The sequence below is a fragment of the Alkaliphilus serpentinus genome (assembly GCF_009017255.1).
Classification (GTDB): Bacteria; Bacillota; Clostridia; order Peptostreptococcales; family Natronincolaceae; genus Alkaliphilus_D; species Alkaliphilus_D serpentinus.
This window is the reverse complement of sequence record NZ_WBZB01000055.1, coordinates 21769-41289: the sequence shown is the minus strand read 5'-3', so window position 1 is coordinate 41289 and position 19521 is coordinate 21769. Positions and strand designations below refer to the sequence as shown.

Sequence of the window (19521 nt, the reverse complement as noted above, 5' to 3'; positions counted from 1 at the left end):
TTAATGATGAAACTAACCATAGGCAAGAAATTATATTTTGGATTTTTTATACTTTTGATCTTAACCATAGCTGTGGGGGTAACAGGTCTAACGGATTTGAACAGCTTTAATGATTCGCTAGATACCATAACAGAAGGAGAAATTCCATCTATAGAGGCGGCAATGGAGATGCAACATATTATGGCAAAGAATTTTGGAGTAGTGCTAGAACACATCACTACTAATGATGATGCCAGGATGAGAAAAAAGGAAGATGAGTATAATTTGAACAAAGAAGAAATCGATTTGCTTTTAGCGAGCTACGCTTTCCATGGAGAAGAGGAACAGATGCTTTATGACACCGTTGTAGAAGATTTTAAAGAATATAGAAACATGATCCAAAGGGTTTTTGTACTAAGCAAAAATAACAAGAAAGACGAAGCCTCAGACGCTCTAATAGATGGAGGGCAATATACCAGAGCAGTTGAAAAAAGTTTGGATCAGCTGGTAGAGCACAATATAGCAACAAGCGATAATGCTAGTAAAAATGCCGATATATTATTTAAAGAGAGTACTATTAAAATATGGGCTGCTATAGCAATAGCTATCTTGCTGGGTATGACCATAGCACTTACAATAACCAGGAGTATCACTAAACCAATTAATTTAGTCTCTGATATTCTCCAAAAAATTGCTGAGGGAGATTTAACAGTGGATCAGGTAAAGGTGAAGAATAAAGATGAAGTAGGGATTCTTGCAGAGTCAACAAATAAAATGACAGAAAGCTTAAAAAGCATTTTAATGAATACCACAGAAGCCTCTAGAAAAATAAATACCCAAAGTAGAGATTTAAATGATGTAAGCTTAAGGGCACGACAAAGTAATGAACAAGTAGCCGCCACCATGCAGGAAATGGCAGCTGGTGCAGAAGAGCAAGCCAGCTCCTCCAGTCAAATTGCAGCTTCAATTGATAACTTAAATAGATTAATTGAAGGGGCAAACCAAGAGGGAAAAAGACTAAGTGAATCCTCAAGACTAGTTTTAGCATCAGCCCAAAGCGGGTTAGTTGAAATGAATAAATCGGTAAACCATATGGTAACTACCAATAGCATGGTTAATGAATCTGTAGACAAGCTTAAAAGATTAAATGAAGACTCTCAAAAGATCTCTAAATTGCTAGAAGTGATCAATAATATATCAGACCAAACCAATCTCCTTGCTCTTAATGCGGCAATAGAAGCAGCAAGGGCTGGGGAAGCCGGTCGGGGATTTGCAGTGGTAGCTGATGAGATAAGAAAGCTGGCAGAGCAGGTGGGAGTATCAGCCGTTGAAATATCGGATATTATCAGTAATGTTCAACACCAATCAAGTGCAGTAACATTATCTTTGGGAAATGCCTATACTGAAGTTGAAGAAGGTACCAACCAAATTAAAATTTCTGGAAAAACCTTTGAAAATATAAGCAAAGAAATCAGTGACATGATTGGAAAAATAGAAAAAGTATCAAACAATCTAAATGAAATAGCCGATGGTAGTAAAGAAATCAATGTTGGCATTGATCAGATTGCTTCTATATCACAAGAAAACTCAGCAGCCATAGAAGAGACAGCAGCTTCCACAGAAGAGCAAAATAAATCTATGGAAAATCTTTCTCTTAGTGCAGGTACACTATCTGGATTAGCTGAGGATCTTAGTACAATGGTGCAAAAGTTTAAGCTTTAAAAATAAACTTTAATCAACCCACTTCAGAGGTGGAGGCATAAATTGAGCCAATGGAAAACTTATAGACTTAGAATAGTTGCAGATGTAAGGAGTTTATTCTTATAAAATAAGAGTCTAGACGGAAATCTGGAATTGTCTGAATGAATGGTTAATAGGTATGGTTTTACATTTTTGCTGTAAAGAAGATAGAGACCGCTCCCAAAACATAGGGAGGTCCCTGTCCAGTATGTGCACGAAATTTCTGCTGACAGGCCAATACTGGGTCTGCTAGGTCAACCAGTAGCTAAGAGGAAGGTATAAACAATTGAGGAAATAAATACATAAGAATTGCTTGACAAAATGCAAAATATATATTACATTATAATGGAATATATATTTTGCATTTTTTTTTAAACTGGAGGGATTAGTATTGTAAGGAATAATATTAAATTAAGCCGTATGGATAAACAACTCACCCAAGAAGAGCTTGCTGAAAAAGTAGGGGTAACGAGGCAAACTATAGGGCTTTTGGAGAAGGAGAAATATAATCCTACCATAGCCTTAGGGCTTAAGTTATGCAAAGTTCTAAATAAGTCTCTTGATCAATTATTTTGGTTAGAGGAGGATGAAAATGAAAAATGATGAGAGAGTAAGTGCAGATGTTAAAATAGCCAAAAGCATTGGCTATACGATTTTTTGGTTTGGAATATTTGCAGTGCTATTGTATCGGTGGTTTATCTTGAATCAAACTCTTATGGATACCCTCGACTTCTTTTTAGTTTGGTTTATTGCATCATTAGCTCAATTTTTTGCATTAGCGATAAAAGGTATTCCCATGACGTACCCTGTTCCAATGAGCAAAAAAGATCAGAGGTACTTTGTTTACTTAGTTCCATTACTGACAGGTATTCTATCAGCAATTATTGTTTTTTTAAGAATAGGGATGGATATTAGAGGTATATTGGGGGGCTTTACTGTGAGTTCTTTTGGCACATTATTTCTATTTTTTCTATATAAGCTCATTCTACAATTGTGGGAAAAAAGAAATATGTAGAGTACCATCAATAAGAAAGAAAGTTCATAAAGTAATCCTGATAAAAAATAGAAATTAATGGAAGGAGCTGTGTTTATGTTAGAGGTGAATAATCTTGTAAAAAACTATGGAAAAAAGGAAGCGGTTAAAAATATTAGTTTTAAAATAAACCCGGGAGAGATATATGGTTTTTTAGGGCACAACGGAGCAGGTAAGACGACAACAATAAAAGCATGTACTGGACTTCTAAAGCCCACTTCAGGAGTTATTAAAATATGTGGTTATGATATTGTAAGTCAGCCACTAGAAGCCAAGAAAAATTTTGGCTATGTCCCAGAAAATCCATATTTATATGATAAGCTCACGGGTAGAGAATTTCTAAATGTGGTTTCAGATGTTTACATGAAAAGAAAAAGTAATGATACAGTAAGAAAGATTAATTCTTTACTAGATGAACTACAAATGACGAATGATGCTGATAAGCTAATGGGAACATATTCCCAGGGTATGCGAAGGAAGATTACTCTTTGTGCTGCGCTTCTACACAATCCTTCAGTTATTTTTCTTGATGAACCTACAAATGGTCTAGATGCTTCAAGTGCAAGAGCTGCCAAAGATTTGTTTAGAAAGTATGCTGATGAAGGTTCGGCAGTTTTATTCACAACTCATGTACTAGAAATTGCTGAAAAACTATGTGATAGAATTGGTATAATAGATCAGGGTGAATTGTTAGCAGAAGGTTCATTTGAGGAGCTGAAAGAAAAATATAAAGCCTTTGGGTCGACACTTGAGGATATTTTCTTGAATATAACTGACAGTAGGAAGGAGGGTTAAAGTAATATGAGTTATATTAAGTGGTTTATAAAATTGCGTTTTTTAGCATTGAAAAATACTTTGTGGAAAGATAAAAAAGCAATTATGAGAACACTATCAATCACTGCGGCAATAATATTGGGACAGATTTTATTAACTAATATACTTTACAAAAATATTTTTAGTAATATTGCCATTTCCCATGAACTGGTTAATGGAATGCTAATTGCATTCTTTTTTGTGGCTGTTATCTGGATATACCTAATATCATTTGTACAGAGTATCAGTACCTTTATTCGGAATTTCTATAAATCGCCTGATATGAATTACTTAATCACAATTCCCGTTCCATTAAATTATGTTTTTTTATTTAAGTTTTTTGAACACATAATTAGCAGTGTTAAATCTATGCTGTTTCTGTTTTTCCCTTTTCTTGCAGCATTAGGAATGTGGGTAAATGCCCCATTGATTTATTTTATTATGATCATACCTTTATATATTATTATCTCGATTATACCTTGTGCAATTGGTGTTATGGTTGCCATGGTAGGATCAAGAATTGTATCAGTAAAAGTATTCAACATCATAACATCAATTTTTACTTTTGCTATAAATGTATCTTTTGCGGTGGTTTTTACTCGAACACAGGATATATCCACTACTTATATACTTAAGCTTATTGATTTGTTAGAAAAACCATGGATGTCTGACATAATTCCTGTAACAGCCAGTGTAAGACTTTTTTATGCTATGGTTATTGGTGGGTGGAGTTCATATGCTGGGCTGTTTTTATTGATAACATCCATATTATTCATATTGATTGCATTTATGGTATCAAAGAAATTGTTTTTTGAAGGGTGGGCAAAAAATCAGTTTATTGAAACCCCAGATAGTAAGAAAAAAGTAATTGAATCTAGTAATTTCAAAGACTTAAAGATTAATGAAACAATCCAGTGGATTAAGATTGAGTGGAAGATGGCAATTAGAAATATTGAAATGCTTATGGCTTCGGCTTTTATGCTTATGTTCTATTTGTTCTCGATATTTATCTTTATCTATGGAGGTCTATTTTCGACGAATCCCTTAATAGGAATTTCTTTACTAATAACCATCGCATCTATATTTAATATTATTGCTGTCTCGATCCTGTTTATCCCAGCTGACATAACGAAGGATAAAAGTCTTTGGAAGAAACGTTACTGGCTTCTCAAGGTTATGCCTTTAGAAGGGGGAAAGGTATTTAACATACAGTGTAATATGTTTTTCATCCCTGCTTATATCATAAGTATTGTGGGTATTATTGCATATTCAGTAGTTAATGGCTTAAGCATACAATTGATATTACTATCAATCTTGGGCATGTTTTTTATACTTTATGGAAGTTCAGCAATATATATATCAGGTGAACTATTAGCATTAACTGATTTTTTTGAGAATAATGCTTTTATAGGGAACATCATTACTATAGTACTACCTGTACTTTATGGCATTTTATCTGCTGGAAGTATAGCTTTATTTCTAGCTAAAGATTTTGTGTCTGACATTATTATTCTATCGAATATTAGTGCTATCATCAACCTTCCTATAGTGATTATACTTTCAGTTACAACAGTAGTCGCAACATTTTTGTTATCAAGAACAGTCTTTATAAGGGTGTGGAAACAGTTGGAAATCTAAAGCAGAAGATATAAATCACCTATATGTACATGGGTTTAGATGTTGATCAATGCATTCGCATTATGCTTATATTAACGAGAATAAAAAGTCAAAGATTAGATGCTACAAGAGCAATAAGAAGTTAGCTATTATTAAGAAATGGGAGCAGAGATTTCTGCTCTTATTTTTTGCTATTGATTATTTAACGTTAATAGAAAAAAATAATTTCTATTCATGAAATAAATGCTTGACAAAGTAATTCTACAGGTGTAGAATGAATGTGTACTACGATTGTAGAAAGAGGTGATTAGATGAATTTAACAGATGCTGAATTAGTAATTATGAACTTGTTATGGGAAAAAGGAGAATTGAAAGCAAATCAAATTTCGGATTATATGATTTCTGAAAAAGATTGGAAAAAGAATACCACTTACACATTGATCAATCGATTGATTAAGAAACAGGCTATTGAAAGAAGTGATCCAGGATTTGTTTGTAAGCCTTTGATTGAAGTTGAAGAAGTAAGAATCAAAGAGACAAAATTACTATTAGAAAAGATATATCAAGGATCATTTAAATTACTCGTACAGAATTTCATTCAGAGCGAAGAAATAAGTAATGCAGAAATTAATGAAATTAAAAAAATGATTGAAGAGGTGAAACACAATGAATGATATATTTCTTAAAGTATTAGAGTTAAGTTTGCTAGGAAGTATATTGGCATCACTTGTGGTGGTGTTTCGTTTTGTAACAAATCATAAACTGAAAAAAGGTTTGTTTTATTTTCTTTGGATTATTGTTTTCTAAAGTTTGTCTTTCCTCTAGAAATAGATATGCCATTGAAAGTAGAGCTAATCAAATTCGAACAAGCTTCGACAGTAACCACGAATGATAAAGATAAAATCGTTTCTGAAGAGATTAAGTGTATCCCTACAGATGTCAGTAGTGATTCAAATGTCGATATGGAGGTCTCTGATGGAAAAACTTATACAAGAAATGACGAAATGATACTTGATAATGAATACATTCCTACGTACTCTGTTAATCAAATCAATAACGATGAGATAAAATTTGAATGGATAGATATTGGGACAGTCGTATGGTTAAGTGGATTGATATTACTGTTGAGTATTGTTGTATCATCATATCTAAGAACTTACTCAAAACTAAAACTAAAGCTAATAGGAAAAGAGAATACTCTTTATAGGTATCTCAATGATTCTAAATTGTCGATTTATCAAGGTAATGTCGAGGGACCTATGGTAATAGGTTTCATTAAGCCCAAAATCGTATTACCTGAGAAAAAAGCAATTGATGCTGAGATGATGGAATATGTTTTACTTCATGAAAAACAGCATATTAAGTTTTTTGATGGTACATTAAATGCTGCAGTTTTGCTGGTTGCTTTGGTTCATTGGTTTAACCCTTTAGTATGGCTATGCTATCACTATTTCAAACAAGATATGGAAGGCTTTTGTGATGAGAGAGTTATTTCTGAAATTGGAGTAGATAAGAAAGTCAATTATGCTGAAGTAATTGTCAGATTTGCAAATAAAGGCTATAAAGTTTGGCCTAACTATTCTCTGACATTTGGAGAAAAGAAAACCAAAAGACGCATTAGAAATGTATTGAACTTTGAACCTTGGAAAGTAAAGACCTTTATTGTGGCTATATGTGTTGTTGCAGCAACCATAATTGGATTCATGACACAAAGTGAGATTAGCAAATCAGACGATAAAAGTTTGCTCAGTTCTGACATTCAGAATGAAACGAATATACCAGTGAACAACCCTCAAGAAGAGAAAGTAGAGCTCGTGATGTCTGATCAATATGCATATGAATACTTTTCTGCACTAATGAGAGTGCATATGCCTGATGTAACATTCTCGTATTTACCTCTTCAAGAAATCGAAGATTCTTTTGAACTAGAAGAGGTCGCACCACTTCTTTTATCGGGCGATAGTAGTTTTGATGTATATGTGATCCCATTCAAGTCAGAGTTTGCAGTGAGTCTTTTAAGTAAGGGATATTATGTTGACCTTTCAACCTATCCTGAGATGAATGAGGTTTTTGATCACATGTTCCCTGCCTTAGTAGAAGGTAGTACATTCAACGATGAAGTCTTCGGTTTCCCTTTATCAGTTCAGACATATGGTAATCTTATGTACCCAAGACCGGATATGGAAAAAATCGGCTGGTCCCCCGAACGATTAAAAACTATCGATGACTTATTAGATTTTGACAAGGAATGGGGACAGTCTAATCAAGGCAAAGAATCAATTGCGATTCATAGAGATTTTGTGATGGATCAGATTGTTTTCCGTTACATTTATAATCATTATGATTACGACCGATATCATGTGGATTTAGATAATGTAGCGTTTTATGACGTTTTAGTCAGTGCAAAGAGATTGTATGAGTCACATATAATTCGTGATGATTACTCATATAGACATAATGATGGTTATGTATTACAAGGCGTTATGGGACCGTATAGTAGATATTCAGAATATTTCCCAATGCCTCAGGTCAAAGACCAAAATGATAAGAACCGTATGCGTGCAAATTGGTTTGTCATCAATCCAAATAGTGAAAATATTGATACAGCAGTTGAAATGTTACGCACACTGGCAGAGGTATATAAATTAAACGAGGTAAATGGGGATCTTTATCGTGACGCTGAGTATTATTTAAATTGCAGCCTGGATCTACAGAATATACAGAGCAAGGTCAAGAAATTACCATCAGAGTATTTAGAACGTGTAAATAAGTTATATCAACAACATCAAATCTTCCTTCCAATTCCTGGGGAATCTCAATTAAGGGAAATATTCACCGCATATCTTAATGGTGATTTAGAAATGGAAGAAGCTATTGCAGAAGCACAACAAATAATAGACATGGTGTCTAGAGAGCATAGAAAAGAAGCTGAATAGGGATGCAGTGAATAATGCTATTCTAGGCAAAGTGCTGTAATTTGACTTATTCAAATGAACAATCAATAACCTATAGTAAATGAGGAGGATAAAATGTCTAGAGGCTTTTGGTCAAGGATTATTACTGATTTAGATGAAAAAGGAACATTATTTAAAAAAAGAACTTCATCAATCTCAAATCTAAGTGTTATTGCAGGTGTTATTATTGTCATTGTATTCTTCATAGTATATATGTTTTTTATTTAATGCTCTATAAGTCTTCATTGTGGTAGTATTTCTACAACTACTGATATCACTACTAGAGCAATATAAACCTCGTTGTCTACATCATTATTTGAAAGAAAATATGAGATTGGTTTGTATAGGTCAATAGGATATAACAAAAGCAATATTACTAAAATACTAGGATTAGAGATGTTCTTTATTTCTTTCATAGTATATACAGTTAATAGAACAATTCTTAAGAATTCTATATTATCTAATGTTAATGATTTGTAAGAAAAATCAAAGACCTATTAAACAGTTATATTTACTAGGGTTATAGACGATATAATAGCCACTTGAGACGATTTGAGTTTTAAGTGGTTTTATTTTTTTTAAATAGTTGTGGGTGTTACGACGGCGAAAAGACGGCGTGGGCTTCTGTGACTACGTAACTCTCTGCCATCTCTTTTCTACATGTTTTTAAGCACTATGCAAACTTACATAATATTTGAAATTGTATGAAAATATCTTAATATCTTAAGACGTTTTTTTAAGGTATAATAGAATAAATAGGAATTTAGACCAGATTTAAGGGGCGATGGATATAAGAAAAACACTAGTAATCCAGTTAATAGCACTACCGTAGAGGACTCTAATATTGATTTAATTAAGGACATAAAGCAATATTTATTTGAACGACACAAAGGAACCGTCCCCTTGTGTTGCTTGCATGGGGAGTGACCATATTGTAGCTCTCCGTCAATAAAGGAGAGAATTATGACTTATAATGAAGTATTAAAAATCAGTGATCAATATTTAATTCCTGTGATATTAGAATTGTACGGGTTGGAAGGTTATGAAATCCTCCCTATTAAGGCACATGAAGGAGGAAGAAATCTTGCTTATACCTGTGAAAAAGAAGGTGCTGGTGCAAAAATTATCAGAATTTCCTTCTTGGATGACAGGAGTCGTGAGGACTTCCAAGGTGAAGTTGAATATATCCAGTATCTATTTGAACATGGTGCAAGTGTCTCGAATGTAGTCATTTCTCAGAAGGGAAATCTGCTAGAGGAGATAACCTATAATGATCAAGGCTTTTATGTCTGTGTATTTAACAAGGCCAGAGGGAAAATGCTTGCGGAAAATAATTATCGGTATCGGGAAGGTGTCTCTATTACCGAATACTTTTATAACTGCGGGAAAGTACTGGGGAAGATGCACCAACTGTCGAAGGGATATACTCCCCTTCATCGTCGATATAGTTTTTTTGATAAATACAATACTGCATATATCAATAAACTAATACCCAATACACTACCCCTTTTAAAGGAGAAACTTTTAGAGTTGCTTAAAACTTTAGAGGGATTGGACAGAAATCATGAAAGCTTTGGTATGGTACATTTTGATTATAGCGATGGAAATTACATGATTGATTTTGATACAGGACAAATCACAGTTTTTGATTTCGATAATTCCTGTTTCTGTTGGTATATGTATGACCTAGCAAATATATGGACACACGGGGTAGGCTGGATACAATTTGAACAGGATGCAGATAAACGCAAAAGGTTTATGAAGGATTACTTTGATGAGGTTCTGGGGGGTTACCAATCAGAGACAGAAATTGATCATTCTATGCTGGAAAAGCTTCCACTTTTTATCAAAGTAGTTATCATGGAAAACATCATAGATGCTTTCGAGGTAATGAGGAACAATGGTGAGGATTTAGAGTGTGATGAAGAACTGTCTTATCTCATTAAGTGTATGGAAGATGATATTCCATTTAAAGGATTTTTTCATGAAATTTACTCTGTCGAAGAACCCTTTGAGTATGAAGAAAGAAGCATTTAATCTAATATTATAGTTTTTGATACTTTTAATGCAAGGCACTCTACAATGTAATTTAGTAGAGTGCCTTTTTTAATTAATAACATATTATTTTGACTTTGCCCTTATTTGAACCAAACGGATTACATCTTCCAAAATTTCTGGTTCAGTAACATTTATCATCAGCCAGCGGCCTCCAGCAGAATTAGTTGTACATTGCAATAAACTCTGTGTGTATTTGCTAAAGGAATGCAACATCAGTTCGATTTCAAAACTTTCTTTGTTACCAATCACTACAAGGGCAATGAAAAACCCCTCCATCGGGTAGAGTCTACACAGAGACTTCCCGCTTTTTTCATATTTCACATTCCAACCAGGCTGCATGGAGCATCTGCTATAAGAAAATTTAGGCTGAATCTTATAGGTACCTTCCAAAAAGGAATTCAGTTCCTCCCATAGTTCACTACTCACATATTTGATGATACTGTCCATGCTGGGAGGGGTGCTTTCATTGTAGAGTAAATTCCAGTCCATATGAGTTCCACCTCCGAAAAAATGTTTATTCTCTTATTCCAAGACTTCTGGCAAAACCCATATTTCCATTGATGTTGTATCGGGGCTATGACTGGTATAGCGCTCTGCTGCAAAGGGCTTGACATGGAGTTTATGATTGGGAAGCCATGTTTCAAACAGGTATTTGTGGGCCTTATACACCGTATCCATTATAAGATGATGGAAATCCTCCCCTTCGAAAGAACAGACGATATATTCTCCTTTGGGTAGCTCCCAAAAAGAATAACCTTCCAGCGTTTTGTTTGACATAGCTTCTGCTCCCGCAAAATATCGATAATAGCCTTCCTTTGTTCCGGTATAAGCAACGCCCAGTTCATCGCCCTCCCCTTTTAATTCAGGTATAGTGGATTTCCTTTGGTGGAAAGTATCCCACAATTTTCCCAGTGTGTCTACGCCGGTTTCACCACCTCCCGGCATCCCATTAATGGGTTCTTCTACTGTAAGTCCTATGAAAAATTGAGAGGATGAAACTTGTCGTCGTGTGATCTCCAGTACAATCCCATCGGCAATCAATGGTACATTTTCATCGACTAAGGTGTAATTTAAAAGCAGTTGCGGTTTTACAAAGTTATTCAACCAAACTGGATTGGCCCGATACTCCTCCGGTGTCATTCCATAAGCATCCTTAAATGTTCGTGTTAGAGTTTCGTGGGAGGAAAATCCAGAATTCAAAGCGACATCCAGAATTCGTTTTCTTTTGTCTAGTAAATCAACTGATGCTTTTGCAAGACGGCGCAGTTTAACATACTCCATTACAGGCTTCTTAACCAATCGGGTAAATAGTCTCTGATAATAAAACTGCGATAGTGATGCAAGTTTAGCCAGGTTTTCAATTCTTATTTCCTCTGAAATATGTTCCTCAATATAGTCTACGGTTATTTGTATTTGTTCCCATGCGTGCATTCTTAGCACCTCCTTATAAAAAGAATAACATGTGAGTAAACAGTTTAGCTTGACGGTCAATGCCCTTTTTGGAGTTTATACCAATCAAAAAAATCCTTATAAATGATTATACCATTGGCGCAGGAGTTTTTCTTAAGTGGTCATATAAAATTTGGAAGTTTAGCGCAGTGTAACCTTACACCAAGGATTTACACTTCAAAATATCTGATTTAAATAACAAAAAAAGCCAATATCATTGTCTATTTATGATATAATATGGTAGTCATGCCAGTAAATAAAACTATACGTAGCATGTTCACCATCTTGGAATTTTATATATTCTCTTTGATTAACTGCCTTGAAAACATCATCACTGATAGTAATCAAGCCATCTTCATCAATAGAAGAATAATACTCAATTGATGGTGCATTTTCGTTAGAATTATTGCCTCTACTCTTTTCTTTACTTCCACATGCAGAAAAAAATATGGATAAAGCTACTATTAAAACGAGTAAAGTCATTTTGTTAAAAGTCACATGGGAATTTAAATATCCATAAGCCCGATATTGTGAACTTAAGCAAAACTTATATAGCCGGTTTTGAATGGGGGAAATATGCTGTATTCAAAATAAATGGTTCGGTTGAAACAGCTCAAAACACCTGGAGATATATCTACGGGACATGGCTGCCAAATTCCAATTATGAAAGGGAAGAGGGGCCGGACTTTGAGGTAACCGACGTATGCAAGTCGGTATACCCTGGGAACATGTCAATGGAAATATATATACCTATCAAATAAATCAAAAAAGGTGGAAGGAAAGATGAAGAATGATATATTGTTTGGGAAATTTCCTGTTTTAGAGTCTTCAAACTTAATATTAAAAGGAATTGAAAAAGAGGATGTAAAAGAAGTATTTTCGATCTATAATAATGACAAGGTATTTGAATTTTGTGGGATTTTACCAAAGCGCAATATTAATACAGTCGAAAACATGATTGGCCATTTTGAGAGAGACTACAATAAGAAGAGCAGGATTAAATGGGGTGTGTATTCAAAAAATGATAACAGCAGGCTGGTTGGAATTATTGAAGCAATGGATTTTAATCAAAAGGTTAATATGGTAACCATAGGATACTTCTTGGCGGAAGATCAATGGGGAAGGGGAATAGCATCTGAAGCTGTAAGGAGATTAATCACTTTTCTGTTTGAAGTGGCAGAAATTAATCGTATCCATGCCGAAGTTATGCCAGACAATGTTGCTTCGAAAAAGGTATTGCTAAAGAACGGATTCATCAAGGAAGGATTAGTAAGGCAAGCTAGATTGTGGTCAGGTAAAGGGCTAGTGGATTTAGAGATATATGGGATTCTCAGGGAAGATTATTATAAAGGTTAGTCGTGCTCATTTAAGGGATTCATTTAAGAAGTCATCCAGGATAGAGTATAGAAGAAAACCTCAATCCCTTTGCTAAGGGATTCACGGGGTTCTACTCCCTTAATTATACGCAATTTGGGTAAACAAAACAGTCAAGAGGTGAAATGTCATGGGAAAATACTCAAAAGAAGAATCATCAAAAGCATTACAAGTTGTATCATCTATTATTAGCAAATGTGAAAAGATACAGCCAAGAACACACAGAACACACAGGGACGGTTCCTGTGTGTCGTTGCCAATCACTATAAGAGCAATATTTTATGTCACCAATCCACCGTCGATGACAATGGGTGTACCATTAATATAGCTTGAGTCGTCGGAGGCTAAAAATACAGCAAGCTTCCCGATATCCTCAGGTTTACCAGTTCTTTGTAGAGGTATAGAATCAATCAACTGCTGAGTTTCCTCCGATGGATCCTCTAGTATATCCTTGGTCATACTGGTTTCTATCATACCAGGGCAAATTGCAATGGATCTAACACCATCCTTACCATAATTGGTAGCAGCGTCACCGGTTAGACCAATGATACCATGCTTAGATGCGGTATAGGCGGGGCTACCTAACCCTCCTCTAATACCTGCAACAGAAGCTATATTAATAATTACCCCCTTTTGGTTTTTAAGCATATTATCTAATACAAATTTTGTACCTAAAAACACTCCTTTAAGATTTACATTAATAATCTTTTCAAAGGTTTCTTCATCGGTTGTTTCATAATCCTGTCCATCAAAAATACCTGCATTATTAACCATTATGTCAATTCTTCCATAATATTCAAGGGCTTTATCAATGGCTTCTTTAAACTCCTTGGAGTTTGATACGTCGGCTTCTAAGGAAATACCTTCGCCCTTCATATCTTTAATTTTCATTAAGGTCTCATCACCATTTTCCCTAGTCCTATTAATAATTACAACCTTGGCACCTTCCTTAGCAAACTCCATAGCTATAGCACGTCCGTTTCCCGAGCCTGCCCCAGTAACAACAGCTACTTTGTCTCTAAGTTTCATAAATTTTCATCCTCCTTTTTAAACTATTTTATTAGGTTTTAAGAAAACCCATATAATCTCATTATTTAATTTATACCCTAAAAAATTAGTGAAGAATCAGCTCTTGTGAAATCGCTACCGAGAGGAAGCTATACGACACACAGGAACCGTCCCCTTGTGCTCTCTCGGAACCGTCCCCTTGTGCTCTCTGAAGGAATTTGAATCTAAAGAAGGGAAAAACTGTTATTTGTTGAATACTAAATCATGACAATAATCAGCACCACAAAGAGGAGGGAATCTATGCTAACTTTATATTTTTCTGGAACCGGAAACACTAAATATATAGCAGAATCCTTTTCAAAACTTATGAGAGCTCAACATTACTCAATAGAAGAAAGTGTTGATTTTGGCAATAAGATTTCTTCTGCTGAAACAGTTTGTTTTTGCTATCCGATATATGGTTCTTGCGTGCCATTGATTATGCGTGAATTTGTAACAAAGTATAAATATCATCTAAATGGCAAAAAAATTATTATACTTACCACTCAAAATCTCTTTTCTGGAGATGGAGCAAGGGTTTTCACTGAATTATTAAGGGATATAGATTATCGTGTTATTTATGCTGAACATTTTAATATGCCTAGTAATATATGCAATTTATTTTTCTATCCTATGTCCAATAAAGAAAAAATAGAGAAATATGTTATAAACGCAGATAAGAAAACCTATAAAATTTGTATTAACATAAAAAAAGGCATTATAAAAAGACGGGGGTTTAATGTTTTTTCAAGATACCTAGGTCTTATTGCACAAAGGGTTTATTTCTATAAAATTGAGGAAAAAGCAAAGAAAGACGTAAGAATAAATTCTGATTGTAATTCTTGTTTGTTATGTACTAGAATCTGTCCCATGAATAATCTAGAAACTAAAGACAATAAGGTGATTCAAAATGGCCAGTGCACCCTTTGTTATAGATGTGTAAATGCATGTCCAAGAAAGGCAATTACAGTTTTGCGGCATGAAAAAGTAAAAAAGCAGTATATCGGTATAAATGGCAATTAGATCCTACTACTGTACAAAAAGTGACAGTTATGATGACACCTTCGATTTGAATTAATATCCTTCAAATCGGAGGTGTTTTTTATGTCAAGACAATCAATAGAAAAGGTAGTAGCGGAATATGTCATGTTATTCTAAGGGGTATAAACAAACAAAATATTTAACGATGAAGAAAAAGCAAGATTGGGTAAATTAAAAGGGCCAGAATCAATATTACGATTAGCTTATTAAGCATCAACTTTTTTTAATTTTCATGATAATCTCACCTTCTGTATTTGTTAAAAGTCTTAGTAAAAACCTACCCCTTTAGAATAAGAATTAACATTCCTTTATACTCAAAACTGCTTTATTTGGAGTATACTTGCACATTAGAAGGAATTAAATTTTAGATTTTGTGGATAATAATCATGAAGCTTATTGAAAGCTTTTAAAGAAAAAACAGGAGGTGTTTCAATGAAAGTAAATAAGAGTATTGGATGTACAGTTAATGAATGTAAGTATCATGCAAAAAATGAATCATTCTGTAGCTTAGACCATATTAACGTAGTAAAGCATACAAACAGAGCTACAAATCCAGAAGCAACAGATTGCGGTAGCTTCGAAACAGAATAAAAATCAAACCTCCTTAAGGTCGAGTTTCTATAGATCTTAAGGAGGTTTCTCTTTGTAATAATATAAAACGACTTTATGAGGAGAAAAAAACCGCTTTAGTAAAATGTTATTATTGTATAAAATTTATTTTTTTACAAATCAAGTGGATACGTAAAAATAGCACAAAATATCAAGAATTTTATAGGAATTTCCTTATAATTATATACAATGATACAATATTTTTGATTAATCATAAGTAGAATTTACAAAAATAAAAGGATAAGAGAGGGTTTGAAAGTGATGAGAGTAAAGACTTTTTTAGTGATATTTTTGGTCCTTGCTTTAGGTGGGTGCAATAGTAATACTGTTACCAATAACTACATAGAGGATAAGAAGTTAGATGCTACAATTATTGTATCCTCTTTAAAAACTGGAGAAGAATTTATTATTAATAAAGAAAGATCCAATCAAAGATATTTACCTGCATCAGCATTTAAAATTCCAAACACATTGATAGTTTTACAAGAAGAAATCATTAAGGATGAAAATGATATTATCAGATGGGACGGTATAGACAAGGGTCTTTTCGAATGGAATCAAGACCAGAGCTTAAAAACAGCTTTACCTTCAAGTTGTGTATGGTTTTATCAGGAGCTAGCTAAAAAAGTTGGAATTGAAAAGTATTCAGAGTACTTAAATAAAATTAGTTACGGCAATAAAAAGGTGGGAGCAAGAGTTGATAGTTTTTGGCTTGAAGGCGATATTAGAATATCTGCAAAAGAACAGATCGATTTCTTGAAGAAAGTTTATCATAAAGAATATGATTTTGATGAGGATAATTATCAAATTCTAAATGATCTTATGATTGAGGAAAAAAATGCTGAATATATTCTAAGAGGGAAAACAGGATGGGCTCAGCGGGTAGATCCTCAGATTGGATGGTATGTTGGATATATAGAAACAGATAAAGATACTTGGTTTTTTGCATGTAATTTAGATATTCGACAAAACTCAGATGCTGGCTATAGAAAAGAATTAGTTTTTAAATATTTAAGAGAATTAAAGATTATTAAGGAACTCTAAGATAAAAGCTCAAGTGCTAGGGTATTATGTGATTGTAATTTATATTTCGAATACCATATTGATAATGAAAAAATCTTATGGTATTTTTATTTTTATACTGATAATATAAAACTATTATCAGATTAGTTTTGGGACTATGTAATCATAATAAGGGGTTCAAAATAATGAATTATTATAATAGAATTCAAAAATCAATTGATTTTATTGAAGAAAACTTATTGAAGGATATTACCTTATCTTTAGCAGCGAGCCAAGCCTATTGTTCATTATATCATTATCATAGGATTTTTCATTCAATGGTTGGATATACAGTAAAAGATTACATTAGAAAAAGAAGATTGTCTTGTGCTGCAGAAGAATTATTTAATTCAAATATCAAGGTTATTGACATTGCATTGAAATACCAATATAAAACACATGCATCTTTTACTCGAGCCTTTGTTGATGAAGTTGGCATTTCACCAAAAGAATATCGTAAGCATAAGAAAAAACCCTATAACTTTGATAGAGTGAACATATATAGCAATATTTATAAATCATTATTAAAGGAAAGTTTAGTTGGACCCCAAATAATAAGTAAAAGTGAATTTAATGTTATTGGTTTTGAGTTAAGGACAAGTAAGACTGATGAAATGGATTTTAAACGAATACCTATGTTTTGGAATAAGTTCTTTAACTCTAACCTTGGAAATAAAATACCTAATAAGATTTATCCAGATACTTATTTGGGATATAGTTGTGACTTTGATGAACAGGGTAATTACACATACTTAATTTGTAGTGAAGTAGAAGAATCTACTACACCACCAAGGGGATTGGTTAAAAAGATTATACCTGCTTCAAGATATGCAACTTTTAATGTAAAAGGTCCACTTCCTGAAAATCTGATAAGCACTTGGAGATATGTTTATAATACGTGGTTACCGAAATCCGGATTAGAGCTTATTGATAATACGGATTTTGAAGAACTAAATATGGAAAGAATAAACAAGGATATTCCCGAAGTAACTATTTACATTCCAATAAAGTAATGACACATGGTGAAACATGGCACAAGGAACACAACACAAGGGCAACACAAGGGGACGGTTCCTTTGTGTCGTTAGAACCTCTAGCTAAGGATAACCTTAACTAAAGGTTATTTTTATTCCTTGAACCTTAGAGATATACTATCCCATTCAAAAAATATATACTCCTTCAGACTACTATTTAGAAGATGTTTCTGTTTTAGGGTTATATCTAATTAAGAAGTATTATAAAGGACAAGTCTATTGTAGCAAGTGTGGTATAAGTTAACATTGCCTTTACATTGTTTTTATTATACCATATTAAGTAGCAGCATAATTTGTCGAATTTATAATTATAGTGTTGTCGAAGGATATATTGATAGTTGCATGAAAGCCAATGGGGAAAAGATGTACTTGAGTTAGTAATACATAAGAAATGGGGTACAAAATGACAAAGAAAAAATCTGTATTAATAGTAGTATTATTAGTATTATTAGTATTGGTAATTAGCTTCACAGGATGTACAAAGCTCCAAGCTTCACCACAGGAGGAACAACCTCCAAATCAACAAGAAAACACAGACACAGCTGATGAGGCTACTGAAGAAGAAGGAACTGAAGAAAAGGAAAACCAAGAAGAAGTAGATGAAAATGAAAATACTGGCGAAAAAACACCTGTCGAAAGCAGCAATAATGTTATAGGAAGCAAAGTTTATATTAGTATTGACAAGTTGAATGTCAGAGCCGAAGGCAATGGTCAAAGTAAAGTGATTGGAAGCTTAGTCAAGGGGAAAGAAGTCCAAGTTATTGAAGAGGTTACAAGGGAAGAAGCAACCTGGTATAAGATTGAGTTTAATAACTCGGAGTATAATAATGAAGGCTGGATTTTTTCCCAGCATACAGTTAGTGATATAAATGATCTTTTTTCATCACCCAAACTTTTTGATAATAAAGAGATGAATGATTATTTTACATCCCCTACCCTTTTTGATGACAATACAGTTGTTGCCTATTACGGTCACCCCAATTCGAAAATAATGGGAATTGTAGGACGTCATCCAAAGGAAGAGCTTATATCCCTAGTACAAAAGACTTCTGAAAAATATGATGCCATAAACGGAGATAAAAGTGTGATCCCAGCAATATACCTTGTCTACGGAACAGTCCAGCCTAAGGGCGAAATTGGTATCATGAACTTTGACCTAGTGATGTCATATATTGAAGAAGCCTATAATAATGGTGTGTTAATATACCTTGATCATCAAATGGGAAAAAATGCTCCCACTGATGCACTGAAAGAGCTCCTGCCCTTTTTGAAATATCCCAACGTCCATTTGGCTCTTGATCCAGAATGGCGTACTGATAAGCCAATGAAGGAGGTAGGTCATCTAACTGGTGGCGAAATTAATGAAGTTCAAAAAATTATGAGTGAGTATATGATTTCTAATGGAATCCAGGGTAAAAGGCAATTTGTTTTTCATCAGTTTGTGGATAAGATGATACATGATATTGAAGCAGTATCTAGCAATTATGATCCAGTGCTGCCGGTTCATAATACATCTGGGTGGGGTTCTCCCGAAGGAAAGATCGCTACCCATACCAGAAATTCTAAGGCAACAAATATACCCTATAAAGGCTTCAAGTTATGGTATTTCTATTCCAATGAGCCAGGGGTTCACTTTGATAATCCCCTAATGACTCCAGAAGAGGTTTTGAACCTCGACCCCAAACCAGGACTGATTATTTACCAATAACAA

At 33.9% G+C, this 19521-nt stretch carries 21 protein-coding genes; 17 read left to right on the top strand and 4 right to left on the bottom strand.

Going from position 1 to position 19521, the window contains the following annotated elements:
- The first annotated feature begins 3 nt into the window (after positions 1 to 3).
- From F8153_RS14425 to F8153_RS14385, 10 genes are all read left to right on the top strand, one after another.
- Positions 4 to 1701 (top strand): methyl-accepting chemotaxis protein, encoded by a 1698-nt coding sequence (locus F8153_RS14425; RefSeq protein WP_151867066.1) that lies wholly within the window; start codon positions 4 to 6, stop codon positions 1699 to 1701.
- 402 nt (positions 1702 to 2103) lie between these two features.
- The gene (locus F8153_RS14420) at positions 2104 to 2322 is read left to right on the top strand and encodes a helix-turn-helix transcriptional regulator (RefSeq protein ID WP_330577804.1); all 219 of its coding nucleotides are present in this window, start codon (positions 2104 to 2106) and stop codon (positions 2320 to 2322) included.
- On the top strand, positions 2312 to 2734 hold the full coding sequence (locus F8153_RS14415; protein WP_151867064.1) for a hypothetical protein: 423 nt from the start codon (positions 2312 to 2314) through the stop codon (positions 2732 to 2734). The genes F8153_RS14420 and F8153_RS14415 overlap by 11 nt, the downstream gene beginning before the upstream one ends.
- A 75-nt stretch (positions 2735 to 2809) precedes the next feature.
- A complete protein-coding gene (locus F8153_RS14410) occupies positions 2810 to 3547 on the top strand; it encodes an ABC transporter ATP-binding protein (RefSeq protein ID WP_151867063.1) in 738 nt (245 codons plus the stop codon).
- 6 nt (positions 3548 to 3553) lie between these two features.
- Positions 3554 to 5203, top strand: coding sequence for a putative ABC transporter permease subunit (locus F8153_RS14405; protein ID WP_151867062.1), 1650 nt, complete (start codon positions 3554 to 3556; stop codon positions 5201 to 5203).
- A 290-nt stretch (positions 5204 to 5493) separates the two neighbouring features.
- Entirely contained in the window at positions 5494 to 5856 is a 363-nt protein-coding gene (locus tag F8153_RS14400) for a BlaI/MecI/CopY family transcriptional regulator (protein ID WP_151867061.1), read from the top strand.
- Between the two features lie 159 nt (positions 5857 to 6015).
- On the top strand, positions 6016 to 8118 hold the full coding sequence (locus tag F8153_RS14395) for a M56 family metallopeptidase (RefSeq protein WP_151867060.1): 2103 nt from the start codon (positions 6016 to 6018) through the stop codon (positions 8116 to 8118).
- A 93-nt stretch (positions 8119 to 8211) separates the two neighbouring features.
- Positions 8212 to 8364 (top strand): hypothetical protein, encoded by a 153-nt coding sequence (locus F8153_RS16245; protein ID WP_192929836.1) that lies wholly within the window; start codon positions 8212 to 8214, stop codon positions 8362 to 8364.
- 111 nt (positions 8365 to 8475) lie between these two features.
- Positions 8476 to 8616, top strand: coding sequence for a hypothetical protein (locus F8153_RS16770; RefSeq protein ID WP_408608763.1), 141 nt, complete (start codon positions 8476 to 8478; stop codon positions 8614 to 8616).
- Between the two features lie 483 nt (positions 8617 to 9099).
- Positions 9100 to 10173, top strand: a complete 1074-nt coding sequence (locus F8153_RS14385) for a phosphotransferase enzyme family protein (protein ID WP_192929835.1) — start codon at positions 9100 to 9102, stop codon at positions 10171 to 10173.
- 84 nt (positions 10174 to 10257) lie between these two features.
- Here the strand turns inward: F8153_RS14385 and F8153_RS14380 are convergent, their stop codons facing one another.
- The 3 genes from F8153_RS14380 to F8153_RS14370 all read right to left on the bottom strand — a co-directional run bounded on the left by F8153_RS14380 (position 10258) and on the right by F8153_RS14370 (position 12126).
- The gene (locus tag F8153_RS14380; protein ID WP_151867058.1) at positions 10258 to 10683 is read right to left on the bottom strand and encodes a DUF3788 domain-containing protein; all 426 of its coding nucleotides are present in this window, start codon (positions 10681 to 10683) and stop codon (positions 10258 to 10260) included.
- Between the two features lie 33 nt (positions 10684 to 10716).
- A complete protein-coding gene (locus tag F8153_RS14375) occupies positions 10717 to 11625 on the bottom strand; it encodes an AraC family transcriptional regulator (RefSeq protein WP_151867057.1) in 909 nt (302 codons plus the stop codon).
- Positions 11626 to 11868: 243 nt separating this feature from the next.
- On the bottom strand, positions 11869 to 12126 hold the full coding sequence (locus F8153_RS14370) for a hypothetical protein (protein WP_151867056.1): 258 nt from the start codon (positions 12124 to 12126) through the stop codon (positions 11869 to 11871).
- 47 nt (positions 12127 to 12173) lie between these two features.
- Here F8153_RS14370 and F8153_RS14365 point away from each other — a divergent pair, with 47 nt between their 5' ends.
- A complete protein-coding gene (locus tag F8153_RS14365) occupies positions 12174 to 12404 on the top strand; it encodes a GyrI-like domain-containing protein (protein ID WP_207707739.1) in 231 nt (76 codons plus the stop codon).
- Positions 12405 to 12426: 22 nt separating this feature from the next.
- Entirely contained in the window at positions 12427 to 12999 is a 573-nt protein-coding gene (locus tag F8153_RS14360; RefSeq protein WP_151867054.1) for a GNAT family N-acetyltransferase, read from the top strand.
- Between the two features lie 297 nt (positions 13000 to 13296).
- Here the strand turns inward: F8153_RS14360 and F8153_RS14350 are convergent, their stop codons facing one another.
- Complete coding sequence (locus tag F8153_RS14350) at positions 13297 to 14046, bottom strand: SDR family NAD(P)-dependent oxidoreductase (RefSeq protein WP_151867052.1); 750 nt, start codon at positions 14044 to 14046, stop codon at positions 13297 to 13299.
- Positions 14047 to 14325: 279 nt separating this feature from the next.
- Here F8153_RS14350 and F8153_RS14345 point away from each other — a divergent pair, with 279 nt between their 5' ends.
- The 5 genes from F8153_RS14345 (at position 14326) to F8153_RS14325 (ending at position 19518) form a co-directional block, all read left to right on the top strand.
- Positions 14326 to 15087, top strand: coding sequence for an EFR1 family ferrodoxin (locus tag F8153_RS14345; RefSeq protein ID WP_151867051.1), 762 nt, complete (start codon positions 14326 to 14328; stop codon positions 15085 to 15087).
- A 450-nt stretch (positions 15088 to 15537) separates the two neighbouring features.
- Positions 15538 to 15696, top strand: a complete 159-nt coding sequence (locus F8153_RS14340) for a DUF1540 domain-containing protein (RefSeq protein WP_151867050.1) — start codon at positions 15538 to 15540, stop codon at positions 15694 to 15696.
- Positions 15697 to 15975: 279 nt separating this feature from the next.
- Positions 15976 to 16758, top strand: coding sequence for a class D beta-lactamase (gene blaOXA, locus F8153_RS14335; protein ID WP_243136999.1), 783 nt, complete (start codon positions 15976 to 15978; stop codon positions 16756 to 16758).
- Between the two features lie 164 nt (positions 16759 to 16922).
- Entirely contained in the window at positions 16923 to 17789 is an 867-nt protein-coding gene (locus F8153_RS14330; RefSeq protein WP_151867048.1) for an AraC family transcriptional regulator, read from the top strand.
- A 424-nt stretch (positions 17790 to 18213) separates the two neighbouring features.
- Positions 18214 to 19518 carry an SH3 domain-containing protein gene (locus F8153_RS14325; RefSeq protein WP_192929834.1) on the top strand — a complete coding sequence of 435 codons (1305 nt, stop codon included), beginning with the start codon at positions 18214 to 18216 and terminating at the stop codon, positions 19516 to 19518.
- The last annotated feature ends 3 nt before the right edge of the window (positions 19519 to 19521 follow it).

Excerpts from the sequence above, each read along its gene's own strand:
- F8153_RS14425 (WP_151867066.1), top strand. The coding sequence starts at position 4 with ATGATGAAACTAACCATAGGCAAGAAATTATATTTTGGATTTTTTATA.
- F8153_RS14415 (WP_151867064.1), top strand. The coding sequence starts at position 2,312 with ATGAAAAATGATGAGAGAGTAAGTGCAGATGTTAAAATAGCCAAAAGC.
- F8153_RS14410 (WP_151867063.1), top strand. The coding sequence starts at position 2,810 with ATGTTAGAGGTGAATAATCTTGTAAAAAACTATGGAAAAAAGGAAGCG.
- F8153_RS14405 (WP_151867062.1), top strand. The coding sequence starts at position 3,554 with ATGAGTTATATTAAGTGGTTTATAAAATTGCGTTTTTTAGCATTGAAA.
- F8153_RS14400 (WP_151867061.1), top strand. The coding sequence starts at position 5,494 with ATGAATTTAACAGATGCTGAATTAGTAATTATGAACTTGTTATGGGAA.
- F8153_RS14395 (WP_151867060.1), top strand. The coding sequence starts at position 6,016 with ATGCCATTGAAAGTAGAGCTAATCAAATTCGAACAAGCTTCGACAGTA.
- F8153_RS16245 (WP_192929836.1), top strand. The coding sequence starts at position 8,212 with ATGTCTAGAGGCTTTTGGTCAAGGATTATTACTGATTTAGATGAAAAA.
- F8153_RS14385 (WP_192929835.1), top strand. The coding sequence starts at position 9,100 with ATGACTTATAATGAAGTATTAAAAATCAGTGATCAATATTTAATTCCT.
- F8153_RS14380 (WP_151867058.1), bottom strand. The coding sequence starts at position 10,683 with ATGGACTGGAATTTACTCTACAATGAAAGCACCCCTCCCAGCATGGAC.
- F8153_RS14375 (WP_151867057.1), bottom strand. The coding sequence starts at position 11,625 with ATGCACGCATGGGAACAAATACAAATAACCGTAGACTATATTGAGGAA.
- F8153_RS14370 (WP_151867056.1), bottom strand. The coding sequence starts at position 12,126 with ATGACTTTACTCGTTTTAATAGTAGCTTTATCCATATTTTTTTCTGCA.
- F8153_RS14360 (WP_151867054.1), top strand. The coding sequence starts at position 12,427 with ATGAAGAATGATATATTGTTTGGGAAATTTCCTGTTTTAGAGTCTTCA.
- F8153_RS14350 (WP_151867052.1), bottom strand. The coding sequence starts at position 14,046 with ATGAAACTTAGAGACAAAGTAGCTGTTGTTACTGGGGCAGGCTCGGGA.
- F8153_RS14345 (WP_151867051.1), top strand. The coding sequence starts at position 14,326 with ATGCTAACTTTATATTTTTCTGGAACCGGAAACACTAAATATATAGCA.
- F8153_RS14340 (WP_151867050.1), top strand. The coding sequence starts at position 15,538 with ATGAAAGTAAATAAGAGTATTGGATGTACAGTTAATGAATGTAAGTAT.
- blaOXA (WP_243136999.1), top strand. The coding sequence starts at position 15,976 with ATGAGAGTAAAGACTTTTTTAGTGATATTTTTGGTCCTTGCTTTAGGT.
- F8153_RS14330 (WP_151867048.1), top strand. The coding sequence starts at position 16,923 with ATGAATTATTATAATAGAATTCAAAAATCAATTGATTTTATTGAAGAA.
- F8153_RS14325 (WP_192929834.1), top strand. The coding sequence starts at position 18,214 with ATGACAAAGAAAAAATCTGTATTAATAGTAGTATTATTAGTATTATTA.